19 protein-coding genes and 1 tRNA gene are annotated in these 24,556 nt (G+C 63.7%); 10 read left to right on the top strand and 10 right to left on the bottom strand.

What is annotated here, in order from left to right; translation table 11 throughout:
• Positions 1-43 precede the first annotated feature (43 nt).
• The gene (locus FVF58_RS01860; RefSeq protein ID WP_425468904.1) at positions 44-1,906 is read right to left on the bottom strand and encodes an extracellular solute-binding protein; all 1,863 of its coding nucleotides are present in this window, start codon (positions 1,904-1,906) and stop codon (positions 44-46) included.
• Positions 1,907-2,162: 256 nt separating this feature from the next.
• Here FVF58_RS01860 and fabI point away from each other — a divergent pair, with 256 nt between their 5' ends.
• The gene (gene fabI / locus FVF58_RS01855; protein ID WP_149668236.1) at positions 2,163-2,954 is read left to right on the top strand and encodes an enoyl-ACP reductase FabI; all 792 of its coding nucleotides are present in this window, start codon (positions 2,163-2,165) and stop codon (positions 2,952-2,954) included.
• 192 nt (positions 2,955-3,146) lie between these two features.
• Here fabI and FVF58_RS01850 read toward each other — a convergent pair whose 3' ends face one another.
• Positions 3,147-3,494 (bottom strand): hypothetical protein, encoded by a 348-nt coding sequence (locus tag FVF58_RS01850; protein WP_149668235.1) that lies wholly within the window; start codon positions 3,492-3,494, stop codon positions 3,147-3,149.
• A 630-nt stretch (positions 3,495-4,124) separates the two neighbouring features.
• Between FVF58_RS01850 and FVF58_RS01845 the strand changes: the two genes are divergently transcribed.
• The 3 genes from FVF58_RS01845 to FVF58_RS01835 are packed head-to-tail and all read left to right on the top strand — an operon-like array spanning position 4,125 to position 9,102.
• A complete protein-coding gene (locus FVF58_RS01845; protein WP_149668234.1) occupies positions 4,125-5,411 on the top strand; it encodes an MFS transporter in 1,287 nt (428 codons plus the stop codon).
• Between the two features lie 19 nt (positions 5,412-5,430).
• Complete coding sequence (locus FVF58_RS01840; protein WP_149668233.1) at positions 5,431-7,854, top strand: glycoside hydrolase family 31 protein; 2,424 nt, start codon at positions 5,431-5,433, stop codon at positions 7,852-7,854.
• Positions 7,855-7,914: 60 nt separating this feature from the next.
• Positions 7,915-9,102: a porin gene (locus FVF58_RS01835; RefSeq protein WP_149668232.1), complete on the top strand. Its 1,188-nt coding sequence runs from the start codon at positions 7,915-7,917 to the stop codon at positions 9,100-9,102.
• Positions 9,103-9,243: 141 nt separating this feature from the next.
• On the opposite strand, the gene FVF58_RS01830 is transcribed toward FVF58_RS01835, so the two are convergent.
• The 6 genes from FVF58_RS01830 to cysS all read right to left on the bottom strand — a co-directional run bounded on the left by FVF58_RS01830 (position 9,244) and on the right by cysS (position 16,262).
• Positions 9,244-9,337: transfer RNA gene (locus FVF58_RS01830), tRNA-Ser, on the bottom strand.
• A gap of 180 nt (positions 9,338-9,517) precedes the next feature.
• Entirely contained in the window at positions 9,518-10,768 is a 1,251-nt protein-coding gene (locus tag FVF58_RS01825; protein WP_149668231.1) for an aspartate kinase, read from the bottom strand.
• 387 nt (positions 10,769-11,155) lie between these two features.
• Positions 11,156-12,631, bottom strand: a complete 1,476-nt coding sequence (gene tilS / locus FVF58_RS01820) for a tRNA lysidine(34) synthetase TilS (protein ID WP_149668230.1) — start codon at positions 12,629-12,631, stop codon at positions 11,156-11,158.
• Between the two features lie 48 nt (positions 12,632-12,679).
• The gene (locus FVF58_RS01815) at positions 12,680-13,651 is read right to left on the bottom strand and encodes an acetyl-CoA carboxylase carboxyltransferase subunit alpha (protein ID WP_027799587.1); all 972 of its coding nucleotides are present in this window, start codon (positions 13,649-13,651) and stop codon (positions 12,680-12,682) included.
• A 125-nt stretch (positions 13,652-13,776) separates the two neighbouring features.
• Positions 13,777-14,820, bottom strand: a complete 1,044-nt coding sequence (locus FVF58_RS01810; RefSeq protein WP_149668229.1) for a DNA-3-methyladenine glycosylase family protein — start codon at positions 14,818-14,820, stop codon at positions 13,777-13,779.
• A 47-nt stretch (positions 14,821-14,867) separates the two neighbouring features.
• On the bottom strand, positions 14,868-16,262 hold the full coding sequence (gene cysS / locus FVF58_RS01805) for a cysteine--tRNA ligase (protein WP_149668228.1): 1,395 nt from the start codon (positions 16,260-16,262) through the stop codon (positions 14,868-14,870).
• A gap of 231 nt (positions 16,263-16,493) precedes the next feature.
• Here cysS and FVF58_RS01800 point away from each other — a divergent pair, with 231 nt between their 5' ends.
• The 4 genes from FVF58_RS01800 (at position 16,494) to FVF58_RS01785 (ending at position 19,424) form a co-directional block, all read left to right on the top strand.
• Positions 16,494-17,294 (top strand): tetratricopeptide repeat protein, encoded by an 801-nt coding sequence (locus FVF58_RS01800; protein ID WP_149668227.1) that lies wholly within the window; start codon positions 16,494-16,496, stop codon positions 17,292-17,294.
• Positions 17,295-17,369: 75 nt separating this feature from the next.
• Entirely contained in the window at positions 17,370-17,951 is a 582-nt protein-coding gene (locus FVF58_RS01795) for a peptidylprolyl isomerase (RefSeq protein WP_149668226.1), read from the top strand.
• A gap of 144 nt (positions 17,952-18,095) precedes the next feature.
• The gene (locus FVF58_RS01790; RefSeq protein WP_149668225.1) at positions 18,096-18,590 is read left to right on the top strand and encodes a peptidylprolyl isomerase; all 495 of its coding nucleotides are present in this window, start codon (positions 18,096-18,098) and stop codon (positions 18,588-18,590) included.
• Positions 18,591-18,626: 36 nt separating this feature from the next.
• Positions 18,627-19,424 (top strand): UDP-2,3-diacylglucosamine diphosphatase, encoded by a 798-nt coding sequence (locus tag FVF58_RS01785; protein WP_149668224.1) that lies wholly within the window; start codon positions 18,627-18,629, stop codon positions 19,422-19,424.
• A 280-nt stretch (positions 19,425-19,704) separates the two neighbouring features.
• Here the strand turns inward: FVF58_RS01785 and cysE are convergent, their stop codons facing one another.
• Positions 19,705-20,625: a serine O-acetyltransferase gene (cysE, locus tag FVF58_RS01780; protein ID WP_149668223.1), complete on the bottom strand. Its 921-nt coding sequence runs from the start codon at positions 20,623-20,625 to the stop codon at positions 19,705-19,707.
• Between the two features lie 112 nt (positions 20,626-20,737).
• Complete coding sequence (locus tag FVF58_RS01775) at positions 20,738-21,583, bottom strand: RNA methyltransferase (protein ID WP_149668222.1); 846 nt, start codon at positions 21,581-21,583, stop codon at positions 20,738-20,740.
• A 532-nt stretch (positions 21,584-22,115) separates the two neighbouring features.
• Between FVF58_RS01775 and FVF58_RS01770 the strand changes: the two genes are divergently transcribed.
• Together FVF58_RS01770 and lplT are read left to right on the top strand one after the other, a co-directional pair.
• A complete protein-coding gene (locus tag FVF58_RS01770) occupies positions 22,116-22,919 on the top strand; it encodes an inositol monophosphatase family protein (RefSeq protein ID WP_149668221.1) in 804 nt (267 codons plus the stop codon).
• 276 nt (positions 22,920-23,195) lie between these two features.
• Entirely contained in the window at positions 23,196-24,494 is a 1,299-nt protein-coding gene (gene lplT / locus FVF58_RS01765) for a lysophospholipid transporter LplT (RefSeq protein ID WP_149668220.1), read from the top strand.
• Positions 24,495-24,556 lie beyond the last annotated feature (62 nt).

Below are 24,556 nucleotides of genomic sequence, written 5' to 3'. Positions count from 1 at the left end.
AAGACGGTGAATGAATGGCGCGTTGGCGTGGCGGCGGTTCCGGCTACGGCTTCGGCGCCAAATGCGGCTGTGCTTGCGCCTGTGCCGGCGGCGATGCCTGCGGCTCCCCGTACCACCACATCGACGTGATCCAGCCTTCTGCGCCATAGTACAGCGGCAGCGTTTTCGGCCACGCGAGGCCGCGCTTGAACGCGACCCGATGCGTGCCGCTGTACCAGTGCGGCACCACATAGTAGCCATGCATCAGCAGCCGGTCGAGCGCATGCGTCGCGTCCACGAGTTGCTCGCGCGTCTGCGCGTGCACGAGCGCGTTCAGAACGGCATCGACCACCGGCGACTTCAACCCGATCATGTTGTCCGACCCGTTGGTATCGGCGGCCTTGCTGCCGAAGCGCTCGATCTGCTCCGAGCCCGGCACCTGCACGTCCGGCATGCGGATCGTCGTGACGTCGAAATCGAACGCGTCCAGCCGCTTCTGATAGACCGCGTAGTCCGCCACCCGAAACGTCGCGGTAATGCCCAGCTTCTGCAGATTGCGGATGTAGGTCGCGACGATCGGCTCCATCTGCCCGCCCGAGCCGGAGTCGTCGAGGATCTCGAACTGGAACGGTTCGCCCCTGGCGTTACGCAACGCGCCGTCGCGATAGGTCCAGCCGGCCTCCTGCAACAATGCTCGCGCCTGCAGCAGATTGGCGCGCAGCGAGCCCGGCGCATCGGTGTCCGGCTGCTTCGGCGGCGGACCGAACACGGCGGGGTCGAGTTGCGCCCGGAACGGTTCCAGCAAGGCCAGCTCGCCCGGCGAAGGCAAACCCTTCGCCTGCAAATCCGTGTTGGCAAAGAAACTGTCGATGCGCCGGTACTGGTTGTAGAACAGCTGCCGGTCCAGCCACTGGAAGTCGAGCGCGAGATCGAGCGCCTTGCGCACACGCACGTCCTGGAACAACGGACGCCGCGTATTCAGCATGAAGCCTTGCATGCCGGTGCCGTTGTGTTGCGGGAACTCGCGCTTGATCAGCTCGCCGCTATCGAACTTCTTGCCGACGTCGCGCCGCACCCAGTTGCGCGCGACATACTCGACGAGCGCATCGTACTCACCGGCCTTGAACGCTTCGAGCCGCGCCGTGCTATCCGAGTACAGCTTGTAGACGATGCGATCGAAGTTGTACATGCCGGCGCGCACCGGCAACTGCGCACCCCAATAATTCGGATCGCGCCGGTACGTGATCGTGCGGCCGTTGTCGTAGTGCTCGATCAGATAAGGTCCGCTGCCGATCGGCTTTTCGAACGCGAGCTGGTCGAACGGAATGCGGCTGCCGTCCGGCTTCATCCCCCACTTGCGCGAGAACACCGGCATGCCGCCCGCGAGCAGCGGCAGTTCGCGATTGCGCTGGCGAAACTCGAAACGCACCGTCTGCGGATCGACCACCACCGCGCGCGTGATCTCGCCGAAGATCGACGCGAATTGCGGCGCGGCCTGCGGGCTTTTCAGCGTGTCGAGCGAGAACTTGACGTCGTCTGCGGTGACCGGATCGCCATTCGAAAAGCGCGCGCGCGGATTGATGTGGAAAGTCACCGACAAGCCGTCAGGCGCGCTCTGGATGTCGTCGGCGAGCAGCCCGTAGGCGGACGCAACCTCGTCGCTGCTGCCCACGGTCAGGCTCTCGAACAGCAGGTCCACGCCGGGCGCCGTATTGCCGCGCAGTGTGAACGGATTGAATTTATCGAAGCTCGTGAGACGGCTCGGATTGGCCAGCACCAGCGTGCCGCCCTTCGGCGCATCCGGGTTGACGTAGTCGAAGTGCTTGAAACCGGCCGGATATTTCGGCTCGCCGTATTGCGCGATTGCATGGGCCGCGTGGGCTTGCGGCGCGGCCAGCAAACCGGTGACGGCGAGCACGCAAGCCATGGCGACAGCGCGCACCGAACGCCATGTGCGCCACGAGCGCGGCGCCACTGCGAGACCACTGCGCGAAGGTCCGTGAATCACGCTGCATCGAAATGCACGAGGCGTTTGAACCTGTCGCGAGCCAGTTGTCATAGGGCCTTGTTGGTCAGTGGGCAATTGCAATGTGAGAGAATTCTACCCAATTAATCCGCGCACTCCGCGCCTGCGAAACGCTCAACATTCGCGCGCGCGGCGCGGCGACCGTTCAGGAGATTCCATGGGCTTCCTCGCTGGCAAACGCATCCTGCTAACCGGCCTGTTGTCGAACCGTTCGATTGCGTACGGCATCGCGCAGGCCTGCAAGCGTGAAGGCGCCGAGTTGGCGTTCACCTATGTCGGCGAGCGCTTCAAGGATCGCATCACCGAATTCGCCACCGAGTTCGGCAGCAACCTGGTATTCCCCTGCGATGTCGCCGACGACGCGCAGATCGACGCCCTCTTCGCGTCACTCAAGCAACACTGGGACGGTCTGGACGGCCTCGTCCACTCGATCGGCTTTGCACCGCGCGAGGCGATTGCCGGGGATTTTCTCGACGGCATGACGCGCGAAAACTTCCGCATTGCGCACGACATCTCCGCGTATAGCTTCCCCGCGCTCGCCAAGGCAGCGCAGTCGATGTTCACGCCGGACGCGTCACTGCTCACGCTGAGCTACCTCGGCGCCGAACGCGCAATTCCGAACTACAACACGATGGGGCTTGCGAAGGCTTCGCTCGAAGCGAGTGTGCGTTATCTGGCGGTTTCGCTCGGCGCAAAGGGCGTGCGCGTGAACGGCATTTCGGCGGGGCCGATCAAGACACTGGCCGCGAGCGGCATCAAAGGCTTCGGCAAGATTCTCGAGTTCGTCGAACAGAACGCGCCGCTCAGGCGCAATGTGACCATCGAGCAGGTCGGCAATACCGCGGCCTTTTTGCTGTCGGATCTGGCGGCCGGCGTGACGGCGGAGATCGTGCACGTCGATAGCGGCTTTAATGCGGTGGTCGGCGGGATGGCGGCTGTGGCGGAGTGAATGGTGGACGCGCGGGCCTGAGGCTGCCTGATTCTGCATGATGACCGCGCTGCCGATAAATGCGCGCGCTGGACCACCGTGTCACTGCGATCGCGAGCCGCGTGTGCAGCAGGCATAAAAAAACCGCCCTCTCGGGCGGTTTTTTCAATCTGCGACGCGTACCTGATCGCGCCGCATCGCTCGCTGTATGGCTTAGTGCCAGCCGCGATGATTGTCGTAGTGATCGTGAGCGTAATTGCCACGGCCCGGAGGATGATGGCGATACCAGTCGTCACGCGCCCAGTAGCGACGGCCGTCCCAGTAGCGGTCGCCATGCCAGCCGACCACGATCGCCGGACCACCGTAGTACACGGGCGCCGGCTGATAGACGACGGGCGGCGGCGGAGGCGGCGGCGGTGCGTACACCGGAGCCGGCACAACGTAGACCGGTGCGGGAATGCCGATATTGACGCCGACGTTCAACCCACCGGCCATTGCAGCACCCGATGCACCCAACGTCAGAACCCCGATCAGAAGCGGAACAAGACGAGCGGACTTCATTGATCACCCTTTGGAAGAATCTGTTGTTGGCCGGAATATAGCGCAACGCGTCCTTCCGCGTATTTCAAGTTTGTAATAACTGATGCATAACATCGCGCGGTCCGTCGACGGGTTACTTCTGGTTACATTCGACAAGGGCCCGGTGAAAAAGTAGCGCGATCGTAACGGAGGCCGCCGCCCGCGGATCTGCCCCCGTGCGCGCATTGCCCGCTCGGCCGGCGTGAACACTTTCACCGCGCATGTACGACTCAGCCGCTGCGCCTTCCTGCCCTCGGCGAGCCGCCAATCGTGGCGGCATCGCCCCTCTTTCGCTCGACCCCGCCCCTTCCCGACCGACGCCGGGAGGTCCTCCCGCGTCTCGCTACAAACGAACATCGAATGTTCGAAAGAACATTAAATTCAAAAAATATGACTCTTACGTCATCAGATCACCGTTTCGCCTTAGCGAGCAAGCCATCGGTCTTATCCCATAAAACAAGGGAATTGCCATAGAGAAACATGGTTTTCCCTGGTGCCCAGAGGATCATCAAGTGATACGATGACCTCAATTGAAACCCAAACAATGTTCGAATTCGCGCATTGCCGCCTTCAGAGCAACCAACCGGCAGATCATGGGCAACGGAGACTGATTTGAAAACAATCGTTGGCTTGCGCTGGTGGATCATCGCGCTCGTATGTGCAGGGACGATCGTCAACTATCTGTCGCGCAACTCGCTCGGGGTGATGGCGCCCGAGTTGATGAAGCTGCTCCACATGAGCACCCGGCAGTATTCGTATGTCGTGGGCGCCTTCCAGATTGGCTACACCGTGATGCAGCCGGTGTGCGGCCTGATCATCGACCTGATCGGCCTGCGGCTTGGCTTCGCGCTGTTCGCCTGCCTGTGGTCGTTCACGGGCGTCTTCCACGGGCTGGCGGGCGGCTGGCTCTCGCTCGCGGCCTTGCGCGGGTTGATGGGCCTGAGCGAGGCCGTCGCCATTCCGGCGGGCATGAAAGTCGTGGCCGAATGGTTTCCCGATCGCGAGAAATCCGTGGCGGTCGGCTATTTCAATGCGGGCACGTCGCTCGGTTCGCTGCTCGCGCCGCCTCTCGTCGTCTTCCTGTCGCTGCGCTACGGCTGGCAAAGCGCCTTTGCCGTGACCGGCGCGCTCGGCTTCTTCTGGGCGGCCGCCTGGTATCTGCTGTACCGCTCGCCGGCCGATCACACGCGCATCAGCGAAGCCGAGCGCGACACCATCAGCCGCGGACAAGCGCCGGCCGCGCCGCGTCGTCGCAGCGTTCGCGAGGTATTGAGCACGCGCCGCTTCTGGGCAATTGCGCAAGCGCGCTTTTTCGCCGAGCCCGCGTGGCAAACCTTCAGTTTCTGGATTCCGCTTTACCTCGCCACCCAGCGTCACATGGATCTGAAGCAGATCGCGCTGTTCGCGTGGCTGCCCTTTCTCGCCGCCGACCTGGGCGGCCTGTTCGGGGGCTATCTGTCGCCGTTCCTGATGAAACACCTGCGCATGCCGCTGATCCGCTCACGCATCGCGGGGGTCGTGCTCGGCGCGTTGATGATGCTCGGGCCGGCATCCATCGGCCTCGTCGCGTCGCCGTATCAGGCCATCGCGCTCTTTTGCGTAGGCGGCTTCGCGCATCAGATGATTTCGGCGCTCGTGAACACATTGGCCGCTGACGTATTCGACCCGAGCGAGGTCGGTACCGTCGCCGGCTTTGCGGGCATGGCTGCGTGGATCGGCGGGCTGGGCTTTTCGCTGCTGGTCGGCGCGCTGGCCGATTCGATCGGATACACGCCGCTGTTCGGCGCGCTCGGCGCTTTCGATCTCATCGGCGCGACGCTGCTAATCGTTCTGATGCGCGGCGCCTCCCGCGACGCACAGCCGCACCCCGTGCGCAGCAATACCGGCACCACCGCGTGACCTTACCGGAAGACCCATCATGCGTTCACTGACGAACCTGAAACAACCGCCGCGTTTTTCGTTGTCGTCCCATGTCGGCAACCATCTCGTTCTGAGCGCGCAGGCGAACTGCCGCATCGAACTATTCGTTCTCGCAGAAGACATCATCCGCGTGCTCGTGCTGCCGGACGGTGAGATACACGGTCCACGAAGCTGGGCCATCGCGCCCGGCGCCGACGACGTGGCGCTTGAAGGGCGCGACCGGCGCGACATGAGCGGCTTCACGCCGCCGCCGTTCGCGGTATCGGGAGATGCCGGGCACGTGGTGGTCGAAACCGCGCGCGTGCGCTTGACGGTCACGCTCGACGGCGGCCTGTGCGCGTGGGACATCCTGCACGACGACGCCTGGCACCGCGTGATGAACGACCGCAGGACGCAAGCGTATAACTTCGGCTGGTGGGACGAGCGCGTGTATCACTACATCGAGCGCCGCGAGGGCGAAATGTATGTCGGCTTGGGCGAGCGTGCCGGTTTGCTCGATCGCGCGGATCAGAGCTACGACATGCGCACTATCGACGCCATGGGCTACAGCGCGCGCACCACGGACCCGCTCTACAAACACATTCCGTTCTACGTCACCTGGCAGCCGCACACGTCGACGGGCTTCGGCCTGTTCTACGACACGCTCGCCGATTGCCGCTTCGACATGGGCCGCGAGCTTGACAACTATCATGGCCGCTACCGGCATTTCGTCGCCGGGCATGGCGATCTCGACTATTACTTCATCGCATCGGCGGGCACTCCGCTGCATGCGGTGCGCCGTTTCACGTGGCTGACCGGACGGCCCGCCTGGATGCCCAAATGGGGGCTGGGCTACTCTGGCTCGACGATGAGCTACACCGATGCGCCCGATGCGCAGCAGCGGATGGGCGAATTCATCGAACGATGCCGCGAGCACGACGTGCTATGCGACTCGTTCCATCTGTCTTCGGGTTACACGTCGATCGGTCCGAAGCGTTATGTATTCAACTGGAATCACGAGAAATTTCCCGATATCGACGGCTTCGTGCAGAGCTATCTCGCAGACGGCGTGCGGCTGTGCGCGAACATCAAACCGTGCCTGCTGCAGGATCATCCTGCGTTCGAAGAAGTCGCCCGGGCCGGCCTCCTGATCCGCGCGTGCGACGGCGATCCGGCGTGGGTGCAGTACTGGGACGAAGTCGGCGCCTATCTGGATTTTACGAATCCGCACACCATCGACTGGTGGAAGGCGCGCGTGAAAGACAGCCTGCTGAAGCACGGCGTCGCGGCGACGTGGAACGACAACAACGAATTCGAGATCTGGTCGCCGCACGCGCTCGCTCACGGCTTCGGCAACGGGTATCCGGCACACCAGGCGAAGGTGTTGCAAACGCAGTTGATGATGCGCGCGTCTCACGACGCGCAACGCGAGTACGCGCCCGAGCGGCGGCCGTTTCTCGTGTCGCGCTCGGGCGGCGTCGGCATGCACCGCTACGTGCAGACTTGGTCCGGCGACAACTACACGTCATGGGAAACACTGCGATTCAACCTGAAAATGGGCCTCGGGCTCGCGATGTCGGGCGTGTCGAACAGCGGACACGACATCGGCGGCTTCTCGGGTCCGGCACCGGGTCCGGAGTTGTTCGCGCGCTGGGTGGCCTTCGGCATCTTCCTGCCGCGCTTTAGCATTCACTCGTGGAACGACGACGGCACCGTCAACGAACCCTGGATGCATCCCGAAGTCACGCAACTGGTAGCCGGGCTGATCAAGCTGCGCTACCGGCTCATTCCTTACCTGTACGAACTGCTCTGGCAATCGCATTGCGCATACGAGCCGGTGTTGCGGCCCATGTTCGCGGAGTTTCCGCACGACCCGCGCTGCCTCGTCGACGGCGACGACATGATGCTCGGCTCGTCGATGCTGGTCGCGCCGGTGGTCGAGCCGGGCCAGTCCACGCGCGATGTGTATCTGCCCTTGGGCACGAGCTGGGTGTCGTACTGGAGCGGTGAAGCGTTTGACGGCGGCCAGACGGTGACGCTGCCCGCGCCGTTCGAGCAGCCCGTGTTCCTGCTGCGCGAAGGCAGCGTGGTGCCGTTGAACATCGCCGAGCAGCACTTCGGCCGTCCCGCCGACGAGCGCGCATTCCTCGTGGTGCCGCACGCCGGCGCCGGCATCACGCGTGGCGGCTGCGTCGAAGACGACGGCGAAAGCGAAGCCTGGCGCACCGGCGCACAAGGCCGCTGGAACGTCGTGCTAACGGGCGATGCGCACACGCTACGCATCTCGGTCGAGCGCGAAGGCTGGATGCCGCAGCCGCAAACACAAGTGAGCATCTTGGTGCCGCGACACGAAGTGCGCACAATCGTCTGCACCGGCGGCGCGCTCGCGGCCGACCACCTGTCCGGCGGCTGGCGCTGCCTGACGATTTCCCTCGCGCACTAAACACCAGTCAACAGCGGCCTGACCGATCAGGTCGCTCATTCGATCCGGAGACCCGCAGCCATGAACGCTTCAAAGCGCGCGCGATCACGCGCGTTTGTCCTCTCCTGCCTGCCGTTGGCGGGCGCGGCGCTGTCGAGCGCCGCTTCGGCGCAAAGCAGCGTCACGTTGTACGGCGTCGTCGACAACGCGTTCACCTATGTCAGCAACCAGCATGGGCACGCCAACTTTTACATGAGCCAGGGCAACCTCCAGGCCAGCAAGTTCGGCCTGCTCGGCGCGGAAGACATCGGCGGCGGCACGAAGGCGATCTTCAGGCTCGAAAGCGGCTTTAACTCGCTGACCGGTGCGCAAAGCAGCGCGGGCTATCTGTTCAATCGGCAGGCCTACGTCGGGCTCACCGATGACCGCTACGGCACGGTGACGCTCGGCCGTCAATATACGCCCTACTTTCAGATGGTCGGCGCACTCGGGCCGACGGGCGTGCTCACGGGCGCGACCGGCGCGCATCCCGGAGATATCGACGCACTCGACACCACGTTGCGCTTCAATAATTCGGTAACCTATCTTTCGCCGACCCTGGCCGGTTTGCAGATGAGCGCGCAGTACGGGCTGGGCGGCGTGCCGGGCAGCATCGCCAACGGCAGTCATTTCAGCGCGGCGTTTCGCTACGACTACAAGCCGTTTGCGATCGCGGCGGGCTACGTGAAGCTGAAAGACATCGCGACGAGCGCGGCGCTCGGCAGCTTTGCCATCAATTCGCCGGTGAACAACGGCTATTCGACGGCGCGCAGCGCACAGCTGTTCGCCACGGCCGCGCGCTATAGCCTTCAGGACCTGACGATCGGTATCAACTATTCGAACGTGCAATACGCGCCCGGCAATGGTTCGCTGTTTTCGAGCAAAGCCGTATTCAACACGTATGGCGCGGTCTCGACCTACCGGATCACGCCGAGCGTAACTGTCGGCGCCGGCTACAGCTATACGCAGGCGAGCAGGGCGAATGGCATCGACGATGCTGCGCGCTATCAGCAGATTTCGCTGGAGCAGACATACAACCTCTCCGCGCGCACGACGTTGTATGCGCTGCAGGCCTATCAGCATGCGCGCGGCAAAGCGTTGATCACAACGGGCAGCGGAGCAACGAGCATTGCAGATGCGGTGGCGGTAGTCGGAGACTCGCAGAATACGACGCCGTCGTCAGGGCCTTCGCAGTTTGTCGCGATGGTGGGATTGCGGCACGCCTTTTGATGGCGCGGCCCGCCCGGCCCCATCATCGTGTGACCGACCGCTAGCCAAACTATGCAGGAGACAACGACACGCCCGTCAGGTTTGTAGCCAAAAAAACAAAACCCCGCAGAGCCGAGACTCTGCGGGGTTTGCCGCCACTGCTGGCGGAGACGGAGGGATTCGAACCCTCGATCCAGGTTTTGGCCCAGATGCTCCCTTAGCAGGGGAGTGCCTTCGACCTCTCGGCCACGTCTCCCAAACTTTCTGTCGCACAGGGAGTCAGTGCGACGAAGCCAAGATAATAGCGGGCCGAACCGCGAAGGTCAATGTCTGAAGAACACTTTTTGTGCCAGCTTTGTCATTGCCGACGCAATTAGTTCACATTGGCCACGCAAAACAAACGGGGCGCTTCGAAGCGCCCCGTTGTTCATGCCATTTACACCTGATCCAGATCAAACGCCTTATGCAGCGCGCGCACGGCGAGCTCCATGTACTTCTCGTCGATCAACACCGAAATCTTGATTTCGGAAGTCGAAATCATCTGGATGTTGATGCCCTCTTCCGACAGCGTGCGGAACATCGTGCTCGCGATGCCGACGTGCGAACGCATGCCGACGCCGACCACCGACACCTTGGACACCTTCGGATCGCCCAGCACCTGCTCCGCCTGCACGTGGCCCTTCACCTGGCCGGTGAGGATGTCCATCGCGCGCTGATAATCGCCGCGGCCGACCGTGAACGTGAACGCCGTTTTGCCTTCGACGCTCTGGTTCTGAATGATCATGTCGACGTCGATATTCGCGTCCGCCACCGGGCCGAGAATCTGATACGCGATGCCCGGCTTGTCGGGCACACCCATCACGGCGATACGAGCTTCGTCGCGCTGAAACGCGATGCCCGAGATGACTGCTTTTTCCATGGTCTCGTCTTCTTCAAAAGTAATCAGGGTGCCCGACTTCATCTCAGCGTCGAGCGGCATCAGCGGATCGGTCAGGCTCGACAGCACGCGCGTCTTCACCTGATATTTGCCGGCGAATTCCACCGAGCGGATCTGCAGCACCTTCGAACCCAGGCTGGCCATTTCCAGCATTTCTTCGAACGTCACGCGATCGAGCCGGCGCGCTTCTTCGACCACGCGCGGATCGGTCGTGTAAACGCCGTCGACGTCCGTGTAAATCAGGCACTCATCGGCTTCCAGCGCGGCCGCGACCGCGACCGCCGAGGTATCCGAACCGCCGCGGCCGAGCGTCGTGATGTTGCCGTCAGGATCGATGCCCTGGAAGCCGGTGATCACCACTACCCTACCCGCGTCGAGATCGCGCAGCACGCGCTCGCCGTCGATTTCGCTGATGCGCGCTTTGGTGAACGCGCTGTCTGTCCTGACCGGCACTTGCCAGCCGGCATAGCTGACCGCGTCGACGCCGGCTTCCTGCAGCGCGATGGCGAGCAGTCCCGAGCTGACCTGCTCGCCCGTGGCGGCGATCATGTCGAGTTCACGCGCGCTCGGTTGAGCCGTGATTTCTTTCGCGAGACCGAGCAAGCGGTTGGTTTCGCCGGACATCGCCGACGGCACGACGACCATCTTGTGGCCGGCCTTGTGCCATTTCGCGACGCGCTTGGCGACGTTCTTGATGCGCTCGACCGAGCCCATCGAGGTGCCGCCGTATTTATGTACGATGAGTGCCATTGTCGTTCTGAACTGGAAGAGAAACCGCGCTGGCGCGCTGGAGACAACCGCACAAAAGCACAGGGAGCGCAACGTCTTGTGAACGCGACGGCAGAGTGTGTGGCGGCGTAAATGCAGCGCGCGTGCAGCACGCGCGGATTTGCCCGGGAATGATCGCTAATGGCTTAACGGAAACGACGGATCACGCTCGCAAACCGGCGATAGCGACAAAAGCGACGGCGAAATCGGGTCGGGCAAACACGTAAACTTACCCGATCGGGGGCAAAAAGACAAGCCGCGTGGGCCATCGAAAGACGCGCAATCGGCGCTGCAAAGGCTTGTTTCATGCGGCTTTGCGCCCTATTTCGAGATTTGGCGCCTCGCTGATCGGACAGTCCGACCGTCCGGTCAGGCGATCAGCAGATCTTCGCGCCAGATGATTCTGATGCGCGCGCCGGTGGGGTCGGCCGGGTCGGTCAACGCCGCGCAGTTCACGCCGAGCAGAGGCACGAACAGCAGTTCGTCGCCGACGTATAGCAGCGGCACATCGCGCTTCCACGCGGGAATGCCGCGTTCCTGGAAGAGGTTCTTCAAGGTCCGGTTCGGTGCGCTGGGCGCCCCGCCCGTGCGCATCCGCTCGCCGCCGCTGCGCGATCGTGCGCTCAGCAATGCGCGTCGCAGCACGCCGATGGGGATGGAGTCGAGATTGGACGCGTCGGCGCTCGCATCCGAGGCGGCCGATGCATCGCCTGTTGCAGCATCCACTGCTGCAAACACAAACGTGCCCCGCCATTGCGGCAAATGCCACACGGACTCTCCTTGCCACGCGAGTTCGCTGATCTCGCGAGCGGCGAGCGCGGTTTCGTCGGCGGGCTCGCTGCTCTCTCCTGCTTCCCAATAGACGAGGCCGCGATAGCTGCGCAATGCATGCCCCGCATGATCGACACGCAGACGATGCCCGTCGCTCGCCGCGCCCACTTCGCGCAGTTGACGCAGCGCATCGATCAAGCGCGCGCTGGAGGCCGCCAGGAGCCCCAATGTGCGCATCCAGTAGCGCAGCAGGTTGAGTGCGCGATCGTCGTCGAGTGCGAGCAGCGCACTCTGCGAGAGCGCACGCCCCTCGTCCTCGGCTACCGCATCCATGTCGATGCGCGCGAGCACATCGAGCAAACGCTGCGCCGATGCCGCATGCGCGGCCGTACGTGCGAGCGCGTCGCGAAACCCGGGAAAGTGGACAGCAAGCGCCGGCGTCACCTCGTGACGCAATGCGTTGCGAGCGTAGCGAGTGTCCGCGTTCGACTCGTCGTCGATCCAATGCAAAGCGTGCTCGCTCGCGTATTGCTCGAGTTGCGCGCGCAGCACGTGAAGCAAGGGCCGCACGCGCGTCGCGCACGCCCCCGCCGCGAGAAACGCGGGCGCCATCGCCGCAAGACCCGCGAGACCGGCGCCACGCAGCAATTGCAGCAGCACGGTTTCCGCCTGGTCGTCCGCGTGTTGCGCGAGCCATAGTGTCTGCACGCCGCGCGCCGCGCACATCGTGTCCAACGCGCGATAACGCGCATCGCGCGCCGCCGCCTCGACACTCACGCCGGTGGCACGCGACACCTCGACGCGCCGCGCGTCGAATTCGACCCCGCGCTCCTGCGCAAACGCCTGACAATGTGCGAGCCACGCATCGGCATGAGGACTCAACCCGTGATGCACATGCAGCGCGACACAACGCGATGCGCCCGCGACACGCACCGCGGCATCGAGCAGCACAGTCGAATCGACGCCGCCGCTGAACGCCACCGCCATGCGCGCGTTCGCGGGAAGCGCGGACAACGCCAAGCCGACCGCCTCGATGACGAGGCGGTCGGCAGGTGTTTCGGCGGGGGTGGTCACGTCGCTAGCGCGTTAAGCGCCGAAGGACGAAAGAGAACGCGCGCGGGCTTACGCACCCGGCGTCGTTTCCTTGAACTTGCCGTACGACATCAACCGTTCGAAACGGCGTTGGCGCAGGTCGTTGATGCTCATGCCCTGGAACTGGCGCAGCGAATCGGCGAGCGCACGGCGCAGCATCGCGGCCATGCCCTTCGGATCGCGATGCGCGCCGCCGAGCGGCTCGTTGACGATCTTGTCGATCAGCCCGAGCGCCTTCAGACGATGCGCGGTCAGCCCGAGCGCTTCTGCGGCTTCCGGCGCTTTCGCGGCGCTCTTCCACAGAATCGACGCACAACCTTCAGGGGAAATCACCGAGTAGGTCGAGAACTGCAGCATCAGCACGCTATCGCCGACAGCGATCGCGAGCGCGCCGCCCGAACCGCCCTCACCGATGATCGTTGCGATCAGCGGCGTCTTCAGCTCGGCCATCACATACAGATTCCGGCCGATCGCTTCGGACTGGCCGCGCTCTTCCGCGCCGATGCCCGGATACGCGCCCGGCGTGTCGATGAACGTGAAGATCGGCAGGCTGAATTTTTCGGCGAGACGCATCAGGCGCTCGGCCTTGCGATAGCCTTCCGGACGCGGCATGCCGAAGTTGCGCAGCGCGCGCTCCTTCGTGTCGCGGCCCTTCTGATGACCGATGACCATGCAGGCCTGGCCATTGAAACGCGCGAGGCCGCCGACGATCGACAGGTCGTCCGCATAGTTGCGGTCGCCGTGCAGTTCGTGGAAATCGGTGAACAGCTCGTTCACGTAGTCGAACGTGTACGGGCGCTGCGGATGACGGGCAATTTGCGAAACCTGCCACGGCGTCAGGTTCGCGTACAGATCTTTGGTGAGCTGTTGACTCTTCTTGGACAGCCGCTCGATTTCTTCCGAAATATCGACGGCCGAGTCGTCCTGTACGAAGCGCAATTCTTCGATCTTCGCTTCGAGTTCAGCGATCGGCTGTTCGAAATCCAGAAAGGTGGTCTTCATTGGTTGTAATCCTTGGACTTACCGGCAGCGCGTATTCTAACCGCGCGCGCCAATGTCAAAACCATTTCTCAACTATCGGACATTGGCAATCCATAGTTTTTCGAAACGGCCTCGTTTCTTCTTTTTCAGTAGTCGACCGGCAACGGATCGAGACTACGCCACATGTACCAGGTGGCGACGGTGCGCCACGGCTCCCAGTTCGCGGCGACCTCGCGCGCTTCGCTGCGCGTGACCGGTTCGCCGCTGAAATAGTTCACGCTGATCGCGCGGATCAGCCCGAGGTCGTCGAGGGGCAGCACATCGGGCCGCGACAGATTGAAGATGAGGAACATCTCCGCGGTCCAGCGGCCGATGCCGCGAATCTGCGTGAGCTCGGCGATCACCGCCTCGTCTTCCATCGACGTCCACTTGCCGACGTGCAACGCACCCGACACGAAGTGCTGCGCAAGATCGAGCACGTATTCGGCCTTGCGTTTGGACAGGCCGCACCCGGTCAGCTTCTCCTGACCGAGCTTGATGAACTGCTGCGGCACCAGCTTCGGACACGCGGCCTCGACCTTCGCCCACACCGCCTGCGCGGACGCGACCGAAATCTGTTGCCCGACCACCGAGCGCGCGAGCGTGACGAACGGATCGCCACGGCTTAACAAATGCACCGGGCCGAATTTCGGAATCAGTTTCTTCAGAATGCGGTCGCGCTTGACGAGGTCAGCACAGGCCTTGTCCCAATACGCGGGACGCATGACTTCAGGCGTGAGGCCGCCGATCTGCACCGGCACCGCGACTTCGCTCGCGCTCGCCGCTTCGCCGCCGGCGCTCGCCGACGCGCGTGTCTTGCGCACGACTTCACCCGCATTGGCATCGCGTGCGAGTTCCTGCACGTCGCCTGCCAGGTCGGCCGGCAACGCGCCATTGCCTTTCGTACGCGAGGCCTTCGCGCGCTTCGCAATAGACGCATGCGCGGACGCACCATTGAGCGCGCGTTTGACTACGGCCTTTTTCGCCGGCCCCGCCGCCCCGGTCTTCGCGATCACCCCTGCTGCTTTCGACGATGCTTTCTTTACCGTGCCGCTGCCCGCGCGAGCCGACGTGCGTGTCGACTTTGCCGCGGCTGCCGCGCTTGTTTGAGACGTGGCTCGTTTAGCCGGCGTCTTCGTGGCCGTTGCCATCCTGCCTCCTGCCTGGCGAGTCGATCAAAGGGAAGTACGAGGTGCGCTCACACGCGCCGCCACTCGGTCAACCCGCCGGGTTTGTCTTCAAGTGCAACGCCGGCCTCGAGCAATTCGGCCCGGATCCGGTCTGCTGCCGCATAGTCCTTCGCCTGCTTGGCGGCCACGCGCGCGGCGATCTTCGCTTCGATCGCGGCGGGCTCGAGCGCGCCTTCCGCGCGACCCGCGGCCTGCTGCAGATATGCACGCGGCTCGCGGCCGAGCAGTCCGATCACCGCGCCGAGCGAGCGCAATTGACGGGCCAGCGCGGGATCGCGCGTGCGGTTCACTTCAGTTGCCAACTCGAACAACACCGACACTGCAACCGGCGTGTTGAAGTCATCGTTCATGGCCGCCTGGAAACGCTGCGCATGCGCCTCGTTCCAGTCGAGTTCCGCGTCGTCCGGCGCGACGTCCTTCAGCGCGGTGTACAAACGCGCGAGTGCGTTGCGAGCGTCGTCGATATGCACGTCGCTGTAGTTCAACGGCGACCGGTAGTGTGCGCGTGCAATGAAAAAGCGCACGACCTCTGCATCGTACTGCGCCAGCACTTCGCGAATCGTAAAAAAATTGTTCAACGACTTCGACATCTTCTCATTGTCGATCTGTACGTAGCCGTTGTGCATCCAGTAATTGACGAACGTTTGACCGGTAGCGGCTTCACTTTGGGCAATTTCGTTTTCGTGGTGCGGAAACTGCAGGTCCTGGCCGCCGCCATGAATGTCGAACTGGTCGCCGAGCAGCGTGCAACCCATCGCCGAGCATTCGATATGCCAGCCAGGACGACCGCGCCCGTACTTCGAATCCCAGCCGGTGTCGGCGGGCTCGTCTGGCTTCGCCTGCTTCCACAACACGAAGTCGAGCGGGTCCTGCTTCGCGTCGTTGGCCGCGACGCGTTCGCCCGCGCGCAGATCTTCTAGCGACTTGCCCGACAGCTTGCCGTAGCCCGCGAACTTGCGCACCGCGTAGTTGACATCGCCGTCGCTTGCCTGGTACGCATAGCCGTTCGCCTCGAGCGTCTCGATCATGCCGAGCATCTGAGGAATGAAGTCGGTGGCGCGCGGCTCGATGTCCGGACGCTGGATGCCGAGCGCGTCCGCGTCTTCATGCAACGCGGCGATGAAGCGGTCGGTCAGCGACTTGATCGTCTCCCCGTTCTCGACGGCGCGGCGGATGATCTTGTCGTCGATATCCGTGATGTTGCGCACGTAGGTCACGTCGTAGCCGAGCGTGCGCAGCCAGCGCTGCACGATGTCGAACACGACCATCACCCGCGCATGACCGACGTGACTATAGTCGTACACGGTCATCCCGCAGACGTACATCCGCACGACGCCTTCTCGCATCGGGACGAAAGTTTGCTTGTCACGCGCGAGCGTGTTGTAGATGCGCAGTGATTCCATAGAGAACGGTGCGTGGGCCGAAAGAAGTCCGCATTGTGGTTCAAGCGCGCCGCGCCCCGCGAACAGGACGGCGGTGCGTCGCATGCAGCAAAACCGGTGCAGCTGGTGCGGCGGTCAGGCTGCGATCAAGGCGGAGACGACCACGAGTGGCGAAAAGACAGTCGGCGGTTCGACGGAACGCGCAGACCTTTTGTTAGAATGGGTCGGAGTATAACATCCAGACCCAAGCCTATGAAACCTTCCAGCGGCCGCGCGCGCAGCGTTGCGACCCTCGCCGCGACGGCGTTCAGTGGGCTCACGCGCGGCCTCGCCCGCGGTGTTGCCCATGATGCGACGCGCGCCCTCACCTTGCGCGTCACCGTCGCTGCCGCCCTTGCGGTGCTGCCGGCTGCGGCGGTCTATGCGCAGAAGGCCGCCGTCATGCCGCAAGGCCCCGCGGTGCGCGACAACACGCCGGACGTCGACGCATCGATCGCGCAGAAAAACTGGCAAGCGTCGCTTGCGCAACTCGACGCGCATATCGCGTCGAATCCGCGCGACGCCCAGGCAAAGTTCAAGCGCGCCACGGTGCTCGCCCACCTGAATCGCGACGACGAAGCGATCGCCGCCTTCACCGAACTCACGCAGACCTACCCTGAATTGCCCGAGCCGTACAACAACCTGGCTGCGCTTTACGCGAAACAGGGCAATTTCGCCGAAGCGCGCGCCGCGCTCGAGACGGCGACCAAGGTCAATCCGGGCTACGGCCTCGCGTACGAAAATCTTGGCGACCTGTATCTGCGCATGGCTAACGAAGCCTACCGTCGCGCGCAAAATCTCGGCAAGGCCAGCGCCACGACCACGCAGCGTCTCGCGGACATCCAGAAGATCGTCTCGCCGCCCAAGACCCCTGCGCGGCCGAAGCAGGCCGTGGTGCCGCTCGAGAACCCCACGAATGGCGACACCTCGAACATGACGCAAACACCGAGCTTCCAGTTCGGCGGCGCGAACGGCTCGCTCGCGATGCCGCCTTACATGGCGCCGTCGCGATAACGCCGGTGCGTCATCGGCAACCCGCGCTTTCAACAGCAAATTGAGGCACAAGTTTTTCCAATCCCGAGGATCTTCATGAAATGGTTGATGTTGGCGCTCGGCAGCGCCGCCCTGATCGCAAACGCACCCGCTTTTGCCCAGTCCGGTTCGCAAGCCGCGCATCCGTCCGTCCTGCTCAAGACATCGGAAGGCGACATCCGCGTCGAGTTGTATCCCGAGAAGGCGCCGAAGACGGTCGCTAACTTTCTCGACTACGTGAAGTCCGGCCAGTACAGCGGCACGATCTTCCATCGCGTGATTCCTGGCTTCATGATCCAGGGCGGCGGCTACACGCAGAGCTTCGCGGAGAAGCCCACGCGCGCGCCGATTCCGCTCGAGAGCCGCAACGGTCTGAAGAACCAGGCCGGCACGCTCGCGATGGCGCGCACCAGCGATCCTAATTCGGCCACCGCGCAGTTCTTCATCAACACGGTGGACAACGCCAATCTCGACTATCCGAATCCGGACGGCAGCGGCTACGCGGTGTTCGGCAAGGTCACGAGCGGCATGGACGTCGTGAAGAAGATCGAAGCCACGCCCACCACCACGCGCGGCCCGATGAGCAACGTGCCGAAAACGCCGGTCGTGATCCAGTCCGCCACGGTGGTCGGCAAGTAAGCGAACGCGAGCACAACCCAATACGCACCTGAACGCGCGGCTGCCTACGCGCTAGTGCACAATCCACGCCCCGGCGCGGTCCGTCGTCAACCCATCACGACTCGCCGCGCCTCTTACCCACCCCGTTCATCAAAGGATTCCATCATGGTTGAACTGCATACGAACCACGGCGTCATCAAACTCGAATTGAACGCCGAAAAGGCGCCGAAGTCGGTTGAAAACTTCCTCAACTACGTGAAGGCCGGACACTACGACAACACGGTGTTCCACCGCGTGATCGACGGCTTCATGATCCAGGGCGGCGGCTTCGAACCCGGCATGAAGCAGAAGCCGACGGCCGAGCCGATCAACAACGAAGCGAACAACGGCCTGAAGAACGTCAACGGCTCGGTCGCGATGGCGCGTACCAACGACCCGCATTCGGCGACCGCGCAATTCTTCATCAACGTGAACGACAACGACTTCCTGAACCACTCGTCGCCGACGCCGCAGGGCTGGGGCTACGCGGTGTTCGGCAAGGTGGTCGAAGGCATGGACGTGGTCGAGAAGATCAAGAAGGTCAAGACGGGTTCGAAGGGTTTTCATCAGGACGTGCCGGCCGACGACGTCGTGATCGAAAAGGCTGTGATCGTCGACTGAGCGTCGATTCGTTCGAACTGGAATCAGGCACCTTCAATGCTGCAAGAAACGCCGCTGCGAAGCGTCGCCGCGGGCGTGCCTGGCGAGGGCAAACGCCCGCACGCCGCACGCCCGTTTTTTTTCCTCTCTGACATTCATTTGAGCGAGGCGATTCCGCACACGGTCGCCGCGTTCGAACATTTCATTCGCGTCACCGCCGAGCAGGCGGACTCGGTGTTCATTCTCGGCGATCTGTTCGAGTACTGGGTCGGCGACGACATGCTGGCCGAGCCGTTCGTCGCACGCATGGCCGCGCTGCTGCATACGCTGTCGGAGCGCGGCATCGCGCTCTACCTGATGCACGGCAACCGCGACTTTCTGCTCGGCAAGCGCTTCATGAAAGCGGCCGGCGCAATCTGGCTGCCCGACCCGTTCGTGATCACCGCTTTCGGCACACGCGTCGCGCTCGCGCACGGCGACGGGCTGTGCAGCGCGGACCATGGTTACCAGTTCTTCCGGCATTTTGCGCGCAATCGTTTCGCGCAGATGCTGTTTCTCGCCTGGCCGTTTCGCTGGCGGCAGAAGCTCGCCGAGAACATGCGCTCGAAAAGCGAATATGGCCGCGCGCGGCCGGTATCGATGAAGTACAACGTGACGCCAAAAGCCGTAGCCGCATTGTTCAAGGCGTCGAAGACCGCGACGATCATTCACGGACACACGCATCTGCCTGCGCGGCATCGCGAGCCGGGCGGCACGCGCTGGGTGCTGCCTGATTGGGATCTCGATCACGGCACGCGCCGCGGCGGGTATCTGCGGATTGATGCGGATGGGATTCGGGCGTTGCCGCTGGATTGAGACTGGTTTTGGTGCGGCTTCTTTTGCTTCAGGGTTCTGTTGCTTCGAGCCTCGCTTGCTCGAGACTGTGTTGTGCGATGCCTGACTTGTCGTCTGAAGCCGATCGGCGTGAAGCTACCCGCGCGTGAAGATCGATTGCATCAAACTGGCTTGCCCGACTCGTGCCTGCGTGATGCCCTCTTGCGTGAAACCATCATGTCGAACTTGCGTGGTTAGCCCTTCGGATTGACGCGGTCCCTCGAACGGGCCAGCGCTCAAAGCGCCAGCCCAAAGCCATCAACTAGCGCTCCGCCACCGCCCCTTCCACTTTCCCCGCAATCGCGGCTGACAGACGTCGCAGGTCGAGCAGCGCCGCATCCGCACCTTGCAGACCTTCGAGGCTCGTGCCCAACCGCTCCAGCGCGTCGACGATTTCATCGATACGCTTCGCTTGCGTGGCGGCATGATCGATCAGCCCGTGTATCGCCAGCGACACCGGGTCGTCCGCATTCGGCGTAATGCCGTACGCGCAGAATTCGCTGCGTGGGGTCGCACGTTTCGCATCGCGCGACGCGTCACCGCTTGAGCCGGCGTCGGTGGCCGCCGTCGCCATGACCGACGCAACCGAAGCTGCCGCCGCCGGCACGATGATCCGCGCCGGATTGCCCACCGCCGTGCCGCGTGCGGGCACCGGCTTGGTCACCACGGCGTTCGAGCCGATCTTCGCGTCCGCGCCGATCGTGAAGCCGCCGAGCACCTTCGCACCCGCACCGACGATCACCCCGCGTTCGAGCGTGGGGTGCCGCTTCGCGCCCCGCGTCAGCGACGTGCCACCAAGCGTCACGCCCTGATAGATCGTGCAGTCGTCGCCGATCTGCGCGGTTTCACCGATCACCACACCCATACCGTGGTCGATGAACACGCGCCGCCCCACCGTCGCGCCCGGATGGATTTCGATACCGGTCATGAAGCGCGCCATCTGCGAGATGAAGCGCGCGAGCCAGCGGCGCCGCGCCTGCCAGCACGCGTGCGCGAGCCGGTGCAGCACGAGCGCATGCAAGCCCGGATAACACGTCAGCACTTCCCATGCGCTGCGGGCGGCGGGATCGCGCTCGCGGATCGTGGCGATGTCTTCGCGAAGTCTCGTGAACATGGCAGGGGCTGTGTTGTGGGAGAAAAGACCGCTGGCGCGCAGTCGCGCATGACGGCGCGACTGCCGCATAGCACGGCGGCAGATTTGGTTAGAACGTTTCGAGGATTGTAGGTCGATTGCGCGAAACCTGCCGGAAGCCCACGCTGCCGGCAAGGTCGTCGTCATTGGACGAAGGCGTGGCTCAGGATGGGTCGTCGCCGGGTCGCTTCACCTTCAGCAGGATGTGCTTGGCGATGCCGCGCACGATGTTCACTTCCTCGCGCTCGAGCCCCGAACGCGCGAACAGCCGCCGCAGACGCGACATCAGCTTCTTGGGATTGGCCGGATCGAGAAAGTCGATCGCTACGAGCGCGCTCTCCAGATGCCTGAACATGCTTTCGATCTCGTCGCTCGCCGCGCGCGCGCCGAACGGCTCGGCTTGCGCCGCGTTCGGCCGGAGCGCGGTGGGCGCGGAAAGTGCCGATGCCATCGAGTCGTCCGCCGACAGATACATCGTGCGCAACTCGTACGCCAACACCTGCACGGCCTGCGCGAGATTGAGCGAGCTGTAGGCCGGATTGGCCGGAATATGCGCGAGCGCGCTGCAACGCTCCACGTCCTCGTTCGACAGGCCCGTGCGCTCGTTGCCGAACACCAGCGCGATCTCGCCGTGCACCGCCTGCTGATGCGCGACCGCGGCCGCGGCGCGCGGCGTCCACTGCGGCGGACCGTATTCGCGCAGCCGCGCGGTCAGTGCGACGGACCAGTGCACGCCTTTTAACGCGTCGGCGAGCGTGGGCACGACGTGCGCGGACGCAAGCACGTCGTCGGCGCCGCTCGCCATCGCGATCGCTTCCGGATCGCTCTGCACGTGCGGCACGCGCGGCGACACCAGCACGAGCCGCGAGAACCCCATGGTTTTCAGCGCGCGCGCCGCCGCGCCGACGTTGCCCGGATGACTGGGCTCGACTAGCACGAAGCGGGTCGAAGTGAAGCCGCCGCGCAGGTCGGCCACGGCGGGATCGGAAGAATGGTGCGGGTGGTCCACGATGGAATTCTGCAAGCTAAAGACGCGTATGGTAGCGCCAACCGCGGGTGGGGTCCGAAATGCCGGTGCTTCTCGTGCTGCTTGCCGCTGCGTCTTGCTGAGGATCATACGGGAATACCGGCGCAATTTGCTGGGGACAATGGCGGCGGATTCGCGCGATAGGGCTGCCTGTTCGAAGCCATGCGATTGCCGGTTTGGCGTCATCTGACGGCCTCGATGTCGACGCCGTGCCACTGCCCCATGGCGACCCGGCAGGAGCCCCATCACGGCCCCATCACATCCACACCGCGCCGCGAACGCTGTCGCGCCGCCCGGACTCAGGTAAAATACTGATATTCGCGCCCGGCTTCAGCCTCTGCTCAGCCGGGCGCCTCGTTCTTATTCAATTCGTCTCCGTCGGCGGAATGCGCACCGGTCCTGTGCCGGGCGGCCGTTCCGTGCTGTTTTCGCGCCTCTTCGGGCGCCAGTCGGCGCTTCAGCGCTCATTTACCGGCCAGCAGCCGTGCTGCCCCGGCACAAAGGATCCAGTCTCATGCATCCCATGCTCAATATCGCTGTGAAGGCCGCGCGCCGCGCAGCCCAGATCATCAACCGCGCGTCGCTCGACCTCGATCTGATCCAGGTCAGCAAGAAGCAGCACAACGATTTCGTCACGGAGGTCGACAAAGCGTCCGAAGCGGCGATCATCGACACGCTGAAGACCGCCTACCCCGATCACGCGATCCTCGCCGAAGAATCCGGCAAGTCGGACCACGACTCGGAATACCAGTGGATCATCGATCCGCTCGACGGCACCACCAACTTCATCCACGGCTTCCCGTACTACTGCGTGTCGATCGCGCTCGCGCACAAGGGCACCGTGACGCAGGCGGTGGTCTACGACCCGACCCGCAACGACCTGTACACCGCGTCGCGCGGCCGTGGCGCGTTCCTGAACGATCGCCGCATCCGCGTTGCCAAGCGCGACCGTCTGGCCGACGGCCTGATCGGCACCGGCTTCCCGTTCCGCGAAACGGACGGCCTCGAAGCCTATGGCCGCCAGTTCGCCGAAATGACCGTCGCCTGCGCGGGTCTGCGCCGCCCGGGCGCAGCCGCGCTCGATCTGGCGAACGTCGCCGCCGGCCGCATGGACGGCTTCTTCGAGCAGGGCCTGAATCCGTGGGACGTCGCCGCGGGCAGCCTGCTGATCACGGAAGCCGGCGGCCTCGTCGGCAACTACACGGGCGACTCGGACTTCCTGCACGTGGGCGAAATCGTCGCGGGCAACCCGAAGATCTACGCGCAGATGATCCCGGTCCTGTCGCGCTACAGCCGCACGCGCGAACAATCGGCTTGAGACTGGCTGTGGTCGGGTCAGCCTGAGCCGAGATCGGCTCGGCCTTGATCCGGCCCATGCGCCGGTATGCGGAACAAAGAAGCGGCTTCGGCCGCTTTTTTGTTGGCGGCTCTGCATCGCGCGGACGTTCGTGCTACAAAGCGGGATGCCGCGCCGGCGCGCTGCTTCGCCCGGCTGCGTTTCGCGCGGTTCTCGCTGCGCCTTGCCATGCGCGCGATCCGGGCCCGGCCCGCGACCGCCCCGCTCCCGACTCGCGCGCAGCTTCCCATCCGCTTCATGAAAAAAGGCTTCTACACAATCATCGCGGCGCAGTTCATTTCGTCGCTCGCGGACAATGCACTGTTGATCGCCGCCATCGCATTGCTCTCCGTGATTCGCTCAGCTGCCTGGGTCACGCCGCTGCTGCAGATTTTCTTTACTGTCTCGTACGTGCTGCTCGCACCGTTCGTCGGCGCGTTCGCCGACTCGATGCAAAAGCGCCACGTGATGTTCATCTCCAACGCGCTGAAGGCGAGCGGCTGCCTGCTGATGATCGCCGGCGTCCACCCGATGATCGCCTACGGCGTGGTCGGCTTCGGCGCCGCCGCGTATTCGCCCGCCAAGTACGGCATCCTCACCGAGCTGCTGCCCGCCGAAACGCTCGTCAAAGCGAACGCGTGGCTCGAATCGGCGACGGTGCTGTCGACGATCGTCGGCACGATGGTGGGCGGCGCGCTGATCAGCAGCTTCGCCGACAGATTCGTCGCGCACGCGCACTTGCCGTTGATCCGTTCGTCGGCCGATCTGGCGATGTTCGCGGTGATGATCACTTACGCAATCGCCGCCGCGATCAACATCTTCATTCCCGACACCGGCGCGCGTTATCCGAATCTCCTATCAGAACCGAGGAAACTGGTCGGCGACTTCTACCACTGCTTCAACGTGCTGTGGGCCGACAAGCTCGCGCAGATCGCGCTGTGGGTGACGACGCTGATGTGGGGCGGCGCGGTGACGCTGCAATTGCTGGTGCTCAAATGGGCGAACGTCAACCTCGGGCTGTCGCTATCGAAGGCGGCGGTGATGCAGGGCGTGACGGGACTGGGCATCGCGGTCGGCGCGGCCGCGGCAGCCGCGCTGATTCCGTTGCGCAAATCGCTGCGGGTGCTGCCGGTCGGCATTCTGACCGGCGCGGTGGCGATCGCGATGGCCTTCTACAACAAGGATCTGTTCCCGGCGGGCGCGGGCCTACGCATCGGCTCGTACGTCGCGCCGATCTACATCCTGCTCGCGTATCCGCTGATGATTCTGCTCGGCGCGCTGTCGGGCTTTTTCATCGTGCCGATGAACGCGATTCTCCAGCATCGCGGCGCGACGCTGCTGTCGGCCGGCCATTCGATCGCCGTGCAGAATTTCAACCAGAACCTCGCGGTGCTACTGATGCTCGGCGTGTACGCGCTGCTGCTCACCGCGAAGATGCCGGCGCAATGGATCATCGTCGTGTTCGGCAGTTTCATCACGTTCATGATGTGGCTCGCCAAACGGCGCAGCGCATTGAACGAGCGCACGGTGAACATGCGGACGATGATCAAGGAATGATGGCTCGCCGCGAATGGATGCGGCGCGTTCAAGCGAGCGCAATCGTCGACGGGGTGACGATG

This window comes from Paraburkholderia panacisoli (assembly GCF_008369935.1).
In the GTDB taxonomy this organism is placed as follows: Bacteria; Pseudomonadota; Gammaproteobacteria; order Burkholderiales; family Burkholderiaceae; genus Paraburkholderia; species Paraburkholderia panacisoli.
The sequence above is the reverse complement of the archived record's forward strand: the minus strand, read 5'-3'. Positions and strand labels throughout refer to the sequence as shown.

Bases quoted from the DNA above. Each gene is read 5' to 3' on its own strand.
- FVF58_RS01825 (WP_149668231.1), bottom strand. From the start codon at position 10,768: ATGGCACTCATCGTACATAAATACGGCGGCACCTCGATGGGCTCGGTC.
- FVF58_RS01810 (WP_149668229.1), bottom strand. From the start codon at position 14,820: ATGGCAACGGCCACGAAGACGCCGGCTAAACGAGCCACGTCTCAAACA.
- FVF58_RS01795 (WP_149668226.1), top strand. From the start codon at position 17,370: ATGAAATGGTTGATGTTGGCGCTCGGCAGCGCCGCCCTGATCGCAAAC.
- FVF58_RS01840 (WP_149668233.1), top strand. From the start codon at position 5,431: ATGCGTTCACTGACGAACCTGAAACAACCGCCGCGTTTTTCGTTGTCG.
- FVF58_RS01860 (WP_425468904.1), bottom strand. From the start codon at position 1,906: ATGGCTTGCGTGCTCGCCGTCACCGGTTTGCTGGCCGCGCCGCAAGCC.
- FVF58_RS01800 (WP_149668227.1), top strand. From the start codon at position 16,494: ATGAAACCTTCCAGCGGCCGCGCGCGCAGCGTTGCGACCCTCGCCGCG.
- lplT (WP_149668220.1), top strand. From the start codon at position 23,196: ATGAAAAAAGGCTTCTACACAATCATCGCGGCGCAGTTCATTTCGTCG.
- FVF58_RS01835 (WP_149668232.1), top strand. From the start codon at position 7,915: ATGAACGCTTCAAAGCGCGCGCGATCACGCGCGTTTGTCCTCTCCTGC.
- FVF58_RS01770 (WP_149668221.1), top strand. From the start codon at position 22,116: ATGCATCCCATGCTCAATATCGCTGTGAAGGCCGCGCGCCGCGCAGCC.
- FVF58_RS01850 (WP_149668235.1), bottom strand. From the start codon at position 3,494: ATGAAGTCCGCTCGTCTTGTTCCGCTTCTGATCGGGGTTCTGACGTTG.
- cysE (WP_149668223.1), bottom strand. From the start codon at position 20,625: ATGCGGCAGTCGCGCCGTCATGCGCGACTGCGCGCCAGCGGTCTTTTC.
- FVF58_RS01790 (WP_149668225.1), top strand. From the start codon at position 18,096: ATGGTTGAACTGCATACGAACCACGGCGTCATCAAACTCGAATTGAAC.
- FVF58_RS01815 (WP_027799587.1), bottom strand. From the start codon at position 13,651: ATGAAGACCACCTTTCTGGATTTCGAACAGCCGATCGCTGAACTCGAA.
- fabI (WP_149668236.1), top strand. From the start codon at position 2,163: ATGGGCTTCCTCGCTGGCAAACGCATCCTGCTAACCGGCCTGTTGTCG.
- cysS (WP_149668228.1), bottom strand. From the start codon at position 16,262: ATGGAATCACTGCGCATCTACAACACGCTCGCGCGTGACAAGCAAACT.
- FVF58_RS01785 (WP_149668224.1), top strand. From the start codon at position 18,627: ATGCTGCAAGAAACGCCGCTGCGAAGCGTCGCCGCGGGCGTGCCTGGC.